Source organism: Pseudoxanthomonas sp. LARHCG66, from assembly GCF_052871755.1.
On record NZ_JBIXJW010000003.1, the window covers coordinates 386,346 to 400,783 of the forward strand.

At 68.4% G+C, this 14,438-nt stretch carries 17 protein-coding genes and 1 pseudogene; 11 read left to right on the forward strand and 7 right to left on the reverse strand.

The window, feature by feature from the left end; translation table 11 throughout:
- Positions 1-2: 2 nt before the first annotated feature.
- Together ACIPRS_RS11925 and ACIPRS_RS11930 are read right to left on the reverse strand one after the other, a co-directional pair.
- On the reverse strand, positions 3-1,397 hold the full coding sequence (locus ACIPRS_RS11925) for a DUF1800 domain-containing protein (protein ID WP_446538701.1): 1,395 nt from the start codon (positions 1,395-1,397) through the stop codon (positions 3-5).
- Between the two features lie 91 nt (positions 1,398-1,488).
- Positions 1,489-2,400 (reverse strand): LysR family transcriptional regulator, encoded by a 912-nt coding sequence (locus ACIPRS_RS11930; RefSeq protein ID WP_446538702.1) that lies wholly within the window; start codon positions 2,398-2,400, stop codon positions 1,489-1,491.
- Between the two features lie 115 nt (positions 2,401-2,515).
- On the opposite strand from ACIPRS_RS11930, the gene ACIPRS_RS11935 reads away from it, so the two are divergent.
- The 7 genes from ACIPRS_RS11935 to ACIPRS_RS11965 all read left to right on the forward strand — a co-directional run bounded on the left by ACIPRS_RS11935 (position 2,516) and on the right by ACIPRS_RS11965 (position 7,437).
- Positions 2,516-2,929, forward strand: a complete 414-nt coding sequence (locus tag ACIPRS_RS11935; RefSeq protein WP_337731182.1) for a DoxX family protein — start codon at positions 2,516-2,518, stop codon at positions 2,927-2,929.
- Between the two features lie 133 nt (positions 2,930-3,062).
- Positions 3,063-4,148, forward strand: a complete 1,086-nt coding sequence (locus ACIPRS_RS11940) for an SMP-30/gluconolactonase/LRE family protein (protein ID WP_337731183.1) — start codon at positions 3,063-3,065, stop codon at positions 4,146-4,148.
- Between the two features lie 10 nt (positions 4,149-4,158).
- On the forward strand, positions 4,159-4,665 hold the full coding sequence (locus ACIPRS_RS11945) for a hypothetical protein (RefSeq protein ID WP_337731184.1): 507 nt from the start codon (positions 4,159-4,161) through the stop codon (positions 4,663-4,665).
- Positions 4,666-4,686: 21 nt separating this feature from the next.
- Positions 4,687-5,220 (forward strand): hypothetical protein, encoded by a 534-nt coding sequence (locus ACIPRS_RS11950; protein ID WP_337731185.1) that lies wholly within the window; start codon positions 4,687-4,689, stop codon positions 5,218-5,220.
- Positions 5,221-5,293: 73 nt separating this feature from the next.
- Positions 5,294-5,938: a MarR family winged helix-turn-helix transcriptional regulator gene (locus tag ACIPRS_RS11955; RefSeq protein WP_337731186.1), complete on the forward strand. Its 645-nt coding sequence runs from the start codon at positions 5,294-5,296 to the stop codon at positions 5,936-5,938.
- Positions 5,939-6,029: 91 nt separating this feature from the next.
- The gene (locus ACIPRS_RS11960) at positions 6,030-6,806 is read left to right on the forward strand and encodes a hypothetical protein (RefSeq protein ID WP_337731187.1); all 777 of its coding nucleotides are present in this window, start codon (positions 6,030-6,032) and stop codon (positions 6,804-6,806) included.
- Positions 6,807-6,879: 73 nt separating this feature from the next.
- Positions 6,880-7,437 (forward strand): redoxin domain-containing protein, encoded by a 558-nt coding sequence (locus tag ACIPRS_RS11965; protein WP_446538703.1) that lies wholly within the window; start codon positions 6,880-6,882, stop codon positions 7,435-7,437.
- Between the two features lie 204 nt (positions 7,438-7,641).
- Here the strand turns inward: ACIPRS_RS11965 and ACIPRS_RS11970 are convergent, their stop codons facing one another.
- Positions 7,642-8,025 (reverse strand): STAS/SEC14 domain-containing protein, encoded by a 384-nt coding sequence (locus ACIPRS_RS11970; RefSeq protein ID WP_337731189.1) that lies wholly within the window; start codon positions 8,023-8,025, stop codon positions 7,642-7,644.
- 68 nt (positions 8,026-8,093) lie between these two features.
- A complete protein-coding gene (locus ACIPRS_RS11975) occupies positions 8,094-8,852 on the reverse strand; it encodes a sterol desaturase family protein (protein ID WP_446538704.1) in 759 nt (252 codons plus the stop codon).
- Between the two features lie 99 nt (positions 8,853-8,951).
- Here ACIPRS_RS11975 and ACIPRS_RS11980 point away from each other — a divergent pair, with 99 nt between their 5' ends.
- The gene (locus tag ACIPRS_RS11980; RefSeq protein ID WP_337731191.1) at positions 8,952-9,989 is read left to right on the forward strand and encodes a GlxA family transcriptional regulator; all 1,038 of its coding nucleotides are present in this window, start codon (positions 8,952-8,954) and stop codon (positions 9,987-9,989) included.
- Between the two features lie 20 nt (positions 9,990-10,009).
- Here the strand turns inward: ACIPRS_RS11980 and ACIPRS_RS11985 are convergent, their stop codons facing one another.
- Positions 10,010-10,684, reverse strand: coding sequence for a GNAT family N-acetyltransferase (locus ACIPRS_RS11985; protein WP_446538705.1), 675 nt, complete (start codon positions 10,682-10,684; stop codon positions 10,010-10,012).
- A 105-nt stretch (positions 10,685-10,789) separates the two neighbouring features.
- Between ACIPRS_RS11985 and ACIPRS_RS11990 the strand changes: the two genes are divergently transcribed.
- Positions 10,790-11,890 (forward strand): DUF1615 domain-containing protein, encoded by a 1,101-nt coding sequence (locus ACIPRS_RS11990; protein WP_446538706.1) that lies wholly within the window; start codon positions 10,790-10,792, stop codon positions 11,888-11,890.
- A 9-nt stretch (positions 11,891-11,899) separates the two neighbouring features.
- Here the strand turns inward: ACIPRS_RS11990 and ACIPRS_RS11995 are convergent, their stop codons facing one another.
- Positions 11,900-12,628 carry a hypothetical protein gene (locus ACIPRS_RS11995; protein ID WP_446538707.1) on the reverse strand — a complete coding sequence of 243 codons (729 nt, stop codon included), beginning with the start codon at positions 12,626-12,628 and terminating at the stop codon, positions 11,900-11,902.
- Between the two features lie 139 nt (positions 12,629-12,767).
- On the opposite strand from ACIPRS_RS11995, the pseudogene ACIPRS_RS12000 reads away from it, so the two are divergent.
- Both ACIPRS_RS12000 and ACIPRS_RS12005 read left to right on the forward strand, forming a co-directional pair.
- Positions 12,768-13,121, forward strand: a pseudogene (locus ACIPRS_RS12000) (DUF1428 domain-containing protein); the annotation flags it as partial.
- Entirely contained in the window at positions 13,116-13,505 is a 390-nt protein-coding gene (locus tag ACIPRS_RS12005) for a DUF1428 domain-containing protein (protein ID WP_446538798.1), read from the forward strand. The pseudogene ACIPRS_RS12000 and the gene ACIPRS_RS12005, both read left to right, overlap by 6 nt.
- Here the strand turns inward: ACIPRS_RS12005 and ACIPRS_RS12010 are convergent.
- Positions 13,466-14,395: a TolB family protein gene (locus ACIPRS_RS12010; protein WP_446538708.1), complete on the reverse strand. Its 930-nt coding sequence runs from the start codon at positions 14,393-14,395 to the stop codon at positions 13,466-13,468. The genes ACIPRS_RS12005 and ACIPRS_RS12010 overlap by 40 nt on opposite strands.
- Between the last annotated feature and the right edge of the window lie 43 nt (positions 14,396-14,438).

The following is a 14,438-nucleotide window of genomic DNA, read 5'->3' on the forward strand; positions in this document are numbered from 1 at the left end:
TGTCAGCTCCTCCACTGGAAGGCGGGACTGGCGAACAGCAACGCCAGCCCTTCGCGCGGCGATTCGGCGCGGCGCAACGCCAAAGCGGTATCCGCACCCAGCTGCGGACCGAAGACGTCTCCGGCGACGCGCAGCGGATCCGGGCCGGTGCCCGTCGCGGTTTCGGCCAGCGTCTGCGCGGCCTGGATGCGCTTCCATACCGCATCGGCGCCACTCCATTCCGCCGCATCGTCGGCGAAGCCGGCGGGCGAGCGCGGCGTGAACGGCGGTTGCCCCAACCTTCCCAGCAATCCGACCAGCGCGCGCGGCTGCTCGCCCGGCAACGTGCCGGTGCTGCGCAGTGCCGACACGACGAAGTCATCCGGTGTCTTCAGCTTGCGTGCGTCGGGCGCCCAGGCGTAGGGGCTGTCGATCATCGCCGCGTACACGGCGCGCAACGCACCGCCGCTGCGCTCCCACGCCCCTGCCATGCGATCCACCAGCGTACGTGGCGGTGCGTCGCTGACGAAATGCCGCGCAAGCTTGCCGCAGACGTGGCGCGCCGTGGCGGGGTGCACCGCCAGGTCGCGCAGGATGGCGCGGCCCTGGGCTTCGCCCTCCGCCGCATAGCGACGCCCGAGTACGTCGCGCGTGCCCGCTTCGTGCGCATTGGCGCGGAACCGGAACGCCGTCGCGGCATCCGCCCCGGCGTCGCGCGGCAACGGCACGCTCCAGCCGGTGATCGCGCGCGCGAGTTCGCGCACGTCCTCCTGGGCGTAACCGCCATCGACGCCCAGCGTGTGCAGTTCCAGGATCTCGCGTGCGAGGTTCTCGTTGAGGCCTATGCGCGGCGCATCGTCGTCTCCGTCTTCCCGGCGGCGACGCGCGCGCTGCGCCAGGCGCGACTGTTCGCCCATCGACCGCACGTTGTCCAGGTAACGCAGCATCGCGGGGTGTTGTTCCACCGCGACAAGCAGGTCGGCGAAGGTACCGGTCACGTGCGGGCGGATCGCTTCGCGCTCCATGGGCGCGGCATACAGGGCCGCCGTTCGCTTGTCCGCGGAGACGGCGAAGTGGTTCGACCAGAACCGTACCAGCCGTTCGACGAAGTCCTGTCCGGTGGCGACCGCCTGTCGGTAGCGCCAGCCGAGTTCGTCCAGCTGCGATCGGGCGAAACGTTCGCGGAACCCCATCGCCGCATCGCGGTCGCCATTGCGAGCCGCGCGCCGCGCACGCAGGTAGTCGTATTCCTGCCGAAGGTAGTCCACGCTGGTAGGCAATGCGGCGCGCGGCGCGACGGCTGGCGCCTCGAGCTGGGCATGCAGCCAGCCTCGCGGGTCGTCGACCTGCGCCAGCGTGCCGGGTCGCGCGCCCAGGCCGAAGCGGTTGGCGGCGCTGATGGTTTCGCGGCGGATCATCGCGGAGTTCCGTGGGGCGATACTCCTTCCAACGCGCGGCCCGCATCCGCGTTGACACGCTCCACGTATCGTCAGCGATGTCGAAGCGGTTTCACACGACTGGAGCGCCGACCTGGCCCTCGCGCAATTGCGCCATGAACGCGCGTCCCGCCGGGCCCGGTGGCGTGTCCTTGCGCCACACCGCGCGCATCGGCATCTGCGCGTAGCGTGGATCCGCGTCTGCGATGCGCAGGCGTTTCAGGCGGCCCGCCGCGAGGTCCTCTTCGACGATGTGCATCGGCATGTGACCCCAGCCCAGCCCGGCGCGCAGGAAGGCATGCTTGGCGCCAAGGTCTGCAAGCCGCCACGTCAGCGGCGACTGCACCGCGAAATCGCGACCTGCCGTCAGCGGTGTGCGATCGGTGAGCACCAGTTGCACATGCTGCACCAATGTCTTCGTCGGAACGGTGCCGCGGATGCCGGCCATTGCATGCGCGGGCGCGACCACGGTGACGAAGGGCACCGACACCAGCGGCTCCACTGCCAGCACGTCCGGCAGTTCCGGCAACGAGCCCACCACGCCGATGCGGCAAGTGCCGTCCAGCACCGGCTGGATCACGCCGCCCAGCACTTCCACGTAGAGCCGCAACGGCGTGTGCGGAAACGCGATGCCGCTGTGCGCGGCGGCGCGCGTCAGTGCGTCCATCGGGAACATGACGTCCACCGCGACCGACAGTTCCGGCTCCAGTCCCTCGGCCATGCTGCGGGCACGCGCCTTGAAGGTGTCCATGTGCCCAGCCACCGCGCGCGCTTCCACCAGCAGCGCACGGCCGGCGTCGGTGAGTTGCGGGTAGCGGGCACGGCGGTCGAACAACGTGACGCCCAGTTGCAGCTCCAGGTTCGCCAGCGTCTGGCTGACCACCGACTGCGCACGCCGCAGCTTGCGTCCTGCGGCGGAGAAGCTGCCCTGCTCGGCGGCGGCAATGAAGGTGCGCAGCTGGTCCAGGGTGACGGCATCGAGCATATATCGCTCCAAACGATGGATTTCATCGAAATATATAGGCTTCCGGGATGCATGGCGACGGCCTAACCTGCGCTCCGTACCCGCTGCACCCACCACCCCATTCCTGGAGTCCACCATGTCCACCGTTACCGCCACCCCGACCACCACCCGCCTTCCCGCCCTGCGTGGCGCCGCCGACCTTGTCGGCCGCAGCCTGCTCGCCTCGCTGTTCGTCATCTCCGGCCTCGGCAAGCTGGCCGCCTACGCCGGTACCGCCGGCTACATGGAGTCCGTCGGCGTCCCCGGCGCCCTGCTGCCGCTGGTCATCGCGCTGGAAGTGCTCGGCGGCCTGGCCATCATCGCCGGCTACAAGACCCGCATCGTCGCCAGCATTCTTGCGGTGTTCTCCATCGCCAGCGCTGTGCTGTTCCACAGCAACCTGGGCGACCAGATCCAGCAGATCATGTTCCTGAAGAACGTCGCCATCGCGGGTGGTTTCATCACGCTTGCGGCCCGCGGCGCCGGCAGCTGGAGCATCGACAACCGCTGAAGTCGCTTCATGTCCTACCTGGAACGCCGGCACCCGCCGGCGTTCTGCATTCCAGGCCCTGCCCGCACGCCGGTACAAGCGCCCGCCGGAAGCGCATGCCAACGTGGGGACTGACCCGTCCGTGGAGCCGCGCATGCCCGGTCGCCTCCTGCTCGCCTTCGGCCTTGCCATGCTCCCGGCAGCGGGGCCTTCCCATGCGGCGGACGTGGGTCGCCTGCCGGTGACCGCGTTCGCCACGTTGCCGCCCGATGCGCGGCACCCGGAGAGTCTGGACGTCGATCCTGCGAGCGGCGAGGTCTACGTCGGCACCTTCGACGCCCGTTCACCCGAGACCGACCGCGACAACCAGGTGCTGCGTTTCGGCGCCGACGGCCGCCTGCTGGCGCAACGCCGCTTCGGGGCTACCCCACTTACCGGCGTGGCGTATCGCGACGGCCACGTCTACGTACTCAACTTCGGGGCATCGAAACTCCAGCGGCTGCCGGCCCGGTTCGATGCAGACAGCACGGTGGAGGATGTCGCAACGTTCACGGCCCTGTCGCCGACAGCCCCGCCTGCACGCCGTGTCGACAATCCGGATGGCAGCCAGGACACGATCACGTATGGATCGCAGGGTTTCCCGGCGATCAACGGACTGGTGTTCGACCGCGCCGGCACGCTGTATGTCTCCGACTCCTTCCAGGGTGCGATCTACCGCATCGCGAAGGCGACCACATGCCGGCCCTGCACCATCGACGTGTTCGCGCGCGATCCATTGCTCGCGACCACGGGCGCACTGCCGTTCGGCGCGAACGGACTGGCCTTCAATGCCGACGAATCGATGCTCTACATCAACAACGCCGGCGACGGGCGCGTGCTGCGCAAGCGCATGCCGGACGGTGCGATCGACGTGCTGACCGACGGCACTTACGGCGCCGATGGCCTGCTCTTCCACCGGGGATTGCTGTGGGTCGCCGCCAACCAGATCGACACGATCGTGGCACTGGACGAACAGGGGCGCGTGCGCCATCGTGCCGGCGACTTCCTGGGCGTGGATGGCGACGGCACACCGCGCGGCCTGTTGTTCCCCGCAGCGACCGCCGTGCAGGGTCGCCGCATGATCGTCGCCAACCTGGCCCTGCCCCTCACCGCCGCGCGTGGGGATGAGTGGGAGGAGGACGTCACCCGCTGGAACCTCGTGCAGTTCGATCTTCCCGATCCGCCACCGCCTGCCCACTGAGGAACACCCCATGCTCAACATCACGCCCTTCGGCTGGTTCCACACCGCCATCAGCCTGGTCTCGCTGTTCGGCGGCCTGTACGCGCTGCTGCGCTATCACGACATCCGCTATGCGACGCCGCTCGGCAAGACGTACACGTGGTTCACCGTCGCCACCTGCATCACCAGCTTCTTCCTGATGCGGACCGGCAAGCTGAGCGAGGCGCACGGACTGACCGTGCTGACATTGATCGTGCTTGCGTTTGCGGTGCTGCTGGGGCGCAACGCCGTATCCGGCTCGTGGCGGCACGTCGCCGCATCGCTGGGATTCACCCTGACGGTGTACTTCCACTTCATCCCCGGCTTCACCGAAACGCTCACGCGCGTGCCGATCGGCGCGCCGCTGGTCTCCGGGCCACAGGACCCGCTGCTGCAGAAGCTGGTGGGCGGCACCTTCCTGGTGTTCCTCGTCGGCATGGTGCTGCAGGTGCGCGCACTGCGCCGCGGACGCACGACCCTGGCACAGCCTGCGACCTGAGCCAGCGGACGCGCGGCGGCCATGCTGATCGCGCTGCCGGCGCTGGACGCCCTGCTCGCCGCGCACGCGGCGTCGCTGGGCGGCGACGCCATCGCCTATCGCCACCACGCGTACCGGGTGGCGAACTTCTACTGGCTGCTGGCACCCGGCGATGCCCTCGCGCTCGAGAAGCTGAGCATCGCGGTCGCCTTCCACGACCTTGGAATCTGGACGGCCGGCACGTTCGACTACCTGCCACCGTCGCGCCAGCTGGCGCGCGCGCATCTGCATGCCACCGGCCACGCGGACTGGTGCGACGAGGTCGATGCGATGATCGATGCCCACCACCGGATCCGCGAGCTGCCACCCGGCACGCGGGCCAGCGTGGAGGTGTTCCGACGTGCGGACTGGATCGATGTCAGCCGGGGCGCGCGCCGCTTCGGGCTTCCTCGCGATGCCGTGCGCGAGGTGATCGCCGCCTTCCCGAATGCGGGCTTCCACCGGCGCCTGGCGATGCTCACCCTGCAGCGGTTGCGCCGGCACCCGCTGGATCCCTTGCCGATGATGCGCTGGTGACGCGATGGGCCTGTCTCGCCAAGCCGACGAACGGTCGTTGACTTATATAGTTAGGACTCCTAACTTATTGGCCATGATCGATACCCCCTTCCAGCGCAGGCAGGCCACCCGGGGCCTGGAGCAGCTCGCCCACTTGGTGCGCGCGCAATCGTGGCGCCAGGATGGCACGCCTTCGCTGCCGCCGACGCAGGCGGCAGTGCTGCGCATGCTGCAGGGCGTGCAGGACGGCCTGCGTGCCCGCCAGATCGCAGAGCGCCTGGGCGTGTCGCCGGCCAGCCTCAGCGACTCGCTGAAGGCGCTGGAAGGCAAACAGTGGATCCGTCGCACGCCAGACCCCGACGATGCGCGCGCGGCGCGCGTAAGGCTGACCTCCTCCGGCTCGCGCATGGCCACGCAGTTGCAGCGCCCGGACCAGGGCATGGGCTCGTTGGTCGAATCTCTGGGCGAAACCGACCTCGGCGCCCTGCTGCGCGTTACCCAGTTGCTGGTGAACGAGGCGCAGGAACAGGGGTTGGCCACCGGCCTGCGGACCTGCCTGGGCTGCGAGTTCTTCCGCCCCTTCGCCTCGGGCGAACCCGGGGCACCGCATGTCTGCGCCTTCCTCGGTACACCGTTCGGCGATGCCGAACTGCGCGTGGACTGCGCCGAACAGCAGCCCGCCGATGACGCACAACGGCTTGGAAGCGTGGCCCGCTTCCGCCAACCGACTCCGCCGTAGGCGGAAACAAGATGGGCGGCGCCCGACTGCAATCGGACGCCGCCCGGTACCTCCCACCCACCCTGCAAGAGCAAGCAAGAGGAATTCGATTATGCGCCAGAACACATCCCGCAAAAAAACATCCGCCACACGCTTCGCACTGGCCACCGCGCTCGCGCTGGTCGTCGGCGGTCTGCAGGCCCATGACGGCACGTCGCACACCGGCGGCATCAAGCCCGCCGCCGACAAGGCGGTGGTCGCCGATTTCGACATCGTGCACACCAGGATCACCACCGAGAAGAACATCGCCACCTTCCACATGGCCGTGTCCGGCAAGGCCGGCAAGAGCACGCCCGCCGCCACCGGCAAGCTGGCCGGCAGCGATGTGTTCTCCTACGTGTGGCCGACCACGATCGATCCGTACGAAGTCGGCTTCGAGAAAGGCGCCGGCATCCTGGCGATGGCGGTCACCGCGCATCCGGATTTCGACGACACGCCGCTGTACGACGAGAACGGCGACGGCAAGCTCGACAACGACGGCAACCTCTGGCACAGCCACTGGGTCGTGCTGAAACCGAACGAGGCCTGCGGCCCTGGCGCGCTCGCGGTGGTCGACATTCCCGAAGGCAGCAAGCCACGCCTGCCGAAGACGTGGCCGGGTTTCCCGATCCTGCTCGACAGCCCGGGCTGGAGCCCCACGCTCAATGCCGAGACGGTGGAAGTGAAGGTGCCGTTCGACGACATCGGCGTGGTCACCGCGGGCAGCTTCGACGGCGTCACCGCCGGCCTGCGCGTCAATGCCAGCGTGCATGCGCCGCTGCTGTGCGTGGTGGACGTGTTCAAGGTCGCTTCGGGCAACCTGAGCCTGCCCGGCAAACCCAACCAGTAAACCGCTGTACGCGCCACGCGGTGACGGTCCGCTTCCCGGACCGTTCGCCGCCGCGCATCACGAGATCACCCCCATGACAACGCAAACCCGACCGGCGCCACCCTGGCAGGTGGACCGCTGGTTCAACACATCCGACGCCATCACCCTGGAATCCCTGCGCGGCAAGGTCGTCGTGCTGGAAGCCTTCCAGATGCTCTGCCCCGGCTGCGTGTCGCACGGCCTGCCCCAGGCCGCGCGCGTGCATGCCACGTTCCCCGACGACCAGGTCGCCGTGATCGGACTGCACACCGTGTTCGAACACCATGACGCGATGACGCCGGTGTCGCTGCAGGCCTTCCTGCGCGAATACCGCATCGGTTTCCCGGTCGGCGTGGACCGCCCCGGCACGCACGGACCGATCCCCCAGACGATGCAGGCCTACGCGATGCGCGGCACGCCCACGCTCACCCTCATCGACGCGCAGGGACGCATCCGCCACCAGCATTTCGGCCAGGTCAGCGACCTGGTGCTGGGCGCGCAGATCGCGGCGCTGGTGCATGAGGCGCAGGCGGGCCCACGTGCCGATGGAGAGCAGTCCCGGACGGTGGCGGGTGAAAGCTGCGGTCCGGAGGGATGCGCGCTGCCTGCGTGAAGCCCGCTGGCCGGTGGCCACCGGTAGTGGCGTTGGATGAGGCACAGGGGTTTCACGGCGCGTTCGCGCCCGTTGAGTTTGGATAGCACCATGCACCGTTCGGCCACCCCTGCCACCTTCCCGCTGATGCATCGCCTAGCCTTCATGGGCCTGGGGATGACCTTGGCGCTGATCGGTGGCGCGCTGTTCCCGTAACCCGGTTCATCAGACCAGCGAAGGGTCCAGTTCCGCCGCCCAGGCCAGTGCAATCATCCGCTCCTCCGGCGCGAACGTCCGCATCTCGGTCTGCGGCATCAGGTGATCGACCACGCCGGTCACCGCCACCAGCCACCGCTTGTCCGTCACTACCGCCGCCCGCGCGAAGCGCGCGTACTCCCCGCGCTTCGCCAACGCGTAGCGCAGATCCTTGCCGATCACGTCCACCGACAGTCCGTGCAGGTCGCTGATGTCGCCGAGTACGGCGATGCGCGGAAACTGCGCCAGGCGCATTTCGATATCGGCGATGCAGGCGTCATAGTCCTCGCCGGTCAATTGGTCGCTGAAGCGGTAGGCAGCCACGTGCGGTGGGCTGCTCAGGATCTCGATCATGCCGGGCACTCCGTCGAAGGGAGTGCCCGACCATACCTGTCGGCGCCCGCAGGCGCGTCAAGGACGCTTCACGAAACTGGATCGCGTGCCACGTCGCGCCCCATCATCATCTCGATGACCCGCGAGGAACCGCCTTCGTGGAAACCCGTCTGCGGGGCGAAGCCGCGCGGATTGTGGAAGGTGCCGAACAGCAGATCGAACACCGGCAATTCGGAATAGTTCTGCCGGTGCAGGCCGCGCGCGTGATGCCAGGAGTGCATCTCGGGGCGCTCGACGAACCAGCCCAGCCAGCGCGGCGTGCGTACGTTGGCATGGGTCAGCATCGCCAGCAGCGTGGCCGCCAGCAGTGCAAACGTGGTCGCCTCCGCACTCAGCCCGACGACCAGCGTCAGCGCGAGACTGCCGACGGCGGTCCAGCCCAGCGTATCGAGCGGACTGAACCAGAACGTGCTGAACGTATCCAGCCGCTCCGCACTGTGATGCAGCTGGTGGCCGAAGCGCCACAGCACGTCGTTGGCATGCAATGCACGGTGCCACGCGTACGCGAGCGCCTGGTACACCAGCAGGCCGAGCAGTCCACCGACCGGCCACGCGAGATGGCTCAGGTCGACCAGCTGCAGGGGCAGCAGGTACTGCGTCCACAGCATCGGCAGATAGGATGACAGCAGGAAGTAGAACACCGCCGCCAGCAGGCCCCGCGTGCGCCAGCGCGCGACGCGCGGGAGTACGCGCGCGGGGGCGATCGCCTCCCACAGCATCAGCACGGCATACATGCCGAAGAAGGCGAACGACAGGGGATGAAGCAGGAGTTCGAGGGGCGATGGCATGACGGCAGCAGCTCTGTTCTACTACGGGGAGGCGGCACGATACGGGCCGCCACGCCCTGGCACCGCAGCCATTTCCGCCGCCAACCTGACATTTCCGTCATGCCGCGCCGCGATCCCCCCACCATCGCCCTGCTCGCCACCCACGGTGCCGCCGCGTCGGTGCTGTACGGCATGTACGACCTGTTCAATTCCGCTGGTCGCGACTGGCCGGCGATGATCGGGGAGCCACCGGGTGCTTCGGTGTTCCGTCCCATCGTGGTGGCCCGCGACACCACGCCCATGCCGGTCATCAACGGCATCGTGGTGACCCCGGAAGTCGCGATGCGCGACCTGCCCGCCCCGGATTTCATCTGCATCCCCGACCTGGCCATCTATCCGGGCGACATCGCCCTGCACGGCTACGAAGAGGAAGCTCACTGGCTGCGGGACTGCCATGCCCGCGGCAGCGTGATTGCCGCCGCCTGCACCGGCGCGATGCTGCTGGCGGAAACCGGCCTGCTCGACGGCAGCGATGCGACCACGCATTGGGCGTACTGCGACGCGATGGCCGAGCGGCACCCCCGCGTGAAGGTCCATCCGCAACGCGTGGTCGTCACCGCCGGCCCGGACCAGCGCCTGGTGATGGGGGGCGGGGGTTCCAGCTGGCAGGACCTGTCGCTGTACCTGATCGCACGCGTGGCCGGCATCGAATGCGCCATGCAGACGGCGCGCGTGTTCCTGATCGACTGGCACCAGACCGGCCAGCAGCCCTTCGCCAACCTGGCGCGTACGCGCACCAATTCGGACACCGCGGTCACCCGGTCGCAGGTGTGGATCGCGCAGCACTACGACACGTCGGCGCCCGTCGCGGGCATGTTGCAGGCCAGCGGCCTGGCCGAGCGCACGTTCGCGCGCCGGTTCCAGCAGGCGACGGGCCTGTCACCGCTCGAATATGTGCACACGCTGCGGCTGGAAGAAGCCAAGCAGCAGCTGGAAACCGGTGACGACGCCGTCGAAGCCATTGCGCAGGCCGTGGGCTACGAGGACGCGGCCTACTTCAGCCGCCTGTTCCGGCGCAAGGTCGGCCTGTCGCCCGCGCAGTACCGCCGGCGCTTCGGCGGCATGCGCCGCATGCTGCAGCAGGCGGGCGCACCCTAGCGCCCGCTGCGCATCCCTCCTCACGCGCGCCGCAACGACCAGAAGCCGATGTCGCGTCGCACGCGATAGCCAAGCTGCTCGTACAACTGCTTGGCCCGCGGATTTTCATGGCTGACATGCAGGAACGGCTGCACGCCACGCGCGAGCGTGTCGTTGGTCAGCCACACGGTCAGGCGACGCGCGTAGCCACGGCCATTGAAATCCGGGTGCGTGCAGATCGCGCTCATCTCGCGGGTGGCGTCGCTGCCCAGCCGTTCCCCGATCATCGCGGCCAGCCGGCCCTGTTCGTAGATGCCGAAGTAACGTCCCATGTTCATCGTGCACGGCCTGAAGTAGTGCGGATACACCAGGGCCGTCAACGCCAGTACCTCGGCCCGCTGGGCTTCGCCCAACGGCACGATCTCCGGCCCGTCCACGGACGCCAGCGGCGCATCGCAGACCATCTGCGCCAGGGGCCGGAACGCCTGCAGCGCCCAGCCCGCCGGCATCGTGGGCGCAACGCCGAGCAGATAGACCGATTCGCCCGGCGCGACCAGGCGTTCGAAGGCATCGCCGACGCGGACCGCAGGGGACGCGACCCCGAGGAACGGCGCGTGGTCGGCGGGATACCGGGCTACCTCGCCCGCACGCAAGGCGATGTCGCGGTGGATCGAATCCAGCGCGGCCCAGAATGGATTGTCGAGTGTGTCGGTCATCGGCGGGCACGAGGTGCGGAACCGTGATTATCCATGCCGGACACGCACGGTCATGACGCGGCGAACCATGGTGCATCCCACCGCCGCGCTACGTATGCTGCGCGCATGACGACCCCTGCCCTCCGCTTCCTGCTGCGCGCGCTCCCGCTTGCGTCTGCGCTCCTTGTGGCGGCCTGCGCCACCGCACCACCCACCCCTGTACGCCCGCCGGCCGACACGCGCAGCGAAATCGTGCGGCGCATGCCGGCCAAGGTCGCCGACCGCGAACGCTGGGCCGCCGACATCGAGACCGCGTTCGCGGCCCAGCGCATCGAGCCCAACAGCGAGAACATCTGCGCGGTGCTGGCGGTGACCGAACAGGAATCCGGCTATGTCGCCAATCCGGCGGTCGCCAACCTGCCGAAGATCGCACGCGGCGAGATCGACCGTCGCGCGTCGGCCCTGCACGTACCGGGGTTCATGGTGGATGCCGCGCTCGCGTTGCGTTCACCCGACGGGCGCAGCTACGCCGAGCGGCTGCGCGCGGTACGCACGGAGCGCGACCTCAGCGACATCTACCAGGACATGATCGGCAGCGTGCCGCTGGGCAGACGGTTGTTCTCCGACTACAACCCGGTGCAGACCGGCGGGCCGATGCAGGTGGGCATTCCGTTCGCGGAATCGAACGCATCGGACTATCCGTATCCCGTCGAGGGCAGCATCCGCGACGAAGTATTCACCCGTCGCGGCGGCCTGTATTTCGGCATCGCCCACCTGCTGGGATACCAGACGCCGTACACGCGCAAGGTGCATCGCTTCGCCGACTACAACGCCGGCTGGTACGCCAGCCGGAATGCGGCATTCCAGAGCGCCGTCGGCATCGCGGCCGGGGTGCCGCTCGCCCTGGACGGCGACCTGCTGAATCCCGGCGCACCGCTGGACACGCCGGGCCAGACCGAACGCGCGGTCCGCAGGTTGGCCGACGCGTTGCGGATGGACGATCGTGCGATCCGCGCCGCACTCCAGCGCGGCAACCGGCTCGACTTCGGCGATACCGACCTGTACGCGCGCGTGTATGCCCTGGCCGAGGCCCGCGCCGGCAAGCCGCTGCCGCGCGCGATGATCCCCGGCATCAAGCTGGAAAGCCCCAAGATCACCCGCGATCTCACCACCGCGTGGTTCGCCACGCGTGTGGACGAGCGCTACCGGCATTGCCTGCAGCGCTGAGCACGCGCGTCAGCCGGCCAGCCCGCCCCACCAGCGCGCGAACGCCTGCCACGGCTGCGTGCCCGGCACCACGTGCATCAGCACGAAGTTGGCCACGAACACCAGCGTGACGAAACGGAACACGCCGCGGCCACGCGGGGCGCCACGTTCGCACCACATGAGCAGCCCCAGCACGGCGAAGGTCAGCGCATAGCCGACCCACGACGGATTGATGCGCACGCCTTCGGGCAACAGCGCCAGCACCAGGCGCGCCATCGCCGGATCGATCATCACCAGCGCCGTGGCCACCATGTAGCGCGCGTGCAGCGCGGAATCGCGACGATGGCGGATGGCCAGGCCCCAGAACAACGCCAGCATCGCCGACGCCGCCGTGCCCAGGTACAGCAGCATCGCCTGCAGGCCGAACATCTCCGGCGGTGCCGCGGCCATGCGCAGCTGCGACAGCCACAGCGCCGTCACCAGCACGCCCGGCATCACGCCGTACGAGAACTGCCCCACCTGCCGGTGGAGCGACATGCGCCGCGTCCGCACCAGCCAGGGCTGTACCAGCAGCATCGCCATCCATGCCAGCATGAGGCCGGCATGCAGGTGCGTGACCAGATCGGCCAGGCTCAACCGGCTGAAGTACGTCTTCCAGAATCCCGCCAGCACCAGTGCCGCCAGCGCCAGGATCCACGCCGCACTGCCGATGCCCCATGGGCCAGCCCGGCGCGGCACCGCGCCCGTTGCAGAAACCATCACACCACCTTTGTCCGGATCGTGGCAGGTTGAACGCCCCGCCCGGCCGGTACCGGCCAGCCGTCTGTCGAATTCCGCCCGCCCCACTCGTCGCATCCATGAAGGCGCCATTCCGGCGTCGCATTCCCGGAGGTTTCCCATGCCTTACATCGATGGTTTCGTGGCCGCCGTGCCGACCGCCAACAAACAGAAGTTCATCGACCATGCCAACCATGGCGACCCCGTGTTCATCGAACAGGGCGCCACCCGTGTCATCGAGTGCTGGGGCGACGACGTGCCCGACGGCACTGTCACCGACTTCCGCAAGGCCGTGCAGGCGAAGGAAGACGAAAGCGTGGTGTTTTCATGGATCGAGTGGCCCGACAAGCCCACCCGCGACGCCGGCATGAAGAAGATGATGGAAGACCCGCGCATGTCGCCGGAGAACAATCCGATGCCGTTCGACGGCAAGCGACTGATCTATGGCGGCTTCACCCCGGCACTGGAACTGGGCAGCCCGGATGCACCTTCGTCCTATGTCGACGGATTCATCCTTGCGGCACCCACGGCGAAGAAGGCCGCCTTCACCGATTACGCCAACACCTTCGACAGCATCTTCATGGGCTTCGGCGCCACCCGGATCATCGAAGGCTGGGGCGACGACGTGCCACGTGGCACGCAGACCGATTTCTTCCGTGCAGTGCAGGCGAAAGACGACGAAACCGTGGCGTTCTCGTGGGTGGAGTGGCCGGACAAGGCCACGCGCGATGCCGGCATGCACAAGATGATGGAAGACCCGCGCATGGACCCGTCCAATCCGGACAATCCGCCGATGCCGTTCGACGGCCAGCGCATGGTCTATGGCGGATTCTCGCCGGTGGTCGAATTGCGCGGCTGACTTGCGCGCGCATCACCGCACGCCGGGGGCCATGCCAAGTCGGCCCCCGGCGCGAGATCGACCAGGAAGAACTCGCCCGATGCGTCGCCATCGGCCTGGGCGAACAGCAGCCGCCTTCCATCCGGCGACAGCAGCGGCCCCACCTGGAAGACATCATCGCGCGCCGGAACGCGGCCGCGTTCGCGCCACGCGTCGCCGTCACGATCGTAGACATACAGGTGCGAGCGGGTGCCGCGGTTGGCGACCACCACCAGTACCCGGCCATCGCGCGCGAGATCGGCCTCGTATTCATCGGCCGCGGTGTTGACCGGCGCCGGCAGCGGTGCGACATCCCAGCGACCGTCGGCACGCAGCGTGGCGATGTAAAGATCACGTCCGCCGATACCTCCCGGCCGGTGCGATCCGAACAGCAGGCGGCCATCCGGCAGTGGCCGTGGCAGCAGTTCGGTCTGCGGCGAATTCACCGGCGCGGGCAGCCGCTCGGGTTCACCGAAGCGGCCGTCGGCGTGGCGCGGCACGCGCCAGATGTCGAGATCGTCCTTGTTCGCGCGGTCACTGGCGTAATACAGCCAGGTGCCATCGTGGCTGTAGGCGGGATCGGTTTCCAGCGCGTCGGCTGCGCCGGCGAAGGTCGGCTCGCGTGGCGCACGCCATCGCCCGCCTTCGCACCGCGAAGACAGCAGGCGATAACGGTCGAACGACGGCGGTGCGCGGAAGAAGAACACCTCGCGACCATCCGGGGAGAACACGGGCGACGATTCATACTGGTCACTGCTCAGCGCAGGCGGCGTCCATCGCTGCGGGACAGGGATGGGGAGATTCCCGGGTTCGCCCGCCATGCCGCTGATGGCGAGACCGGAAAGCAGCAACAGACCCGTGGCACGCAACATGTCGGTTCCTCATCGCAGGGCTGGCGCGACGCTACGCGGCACG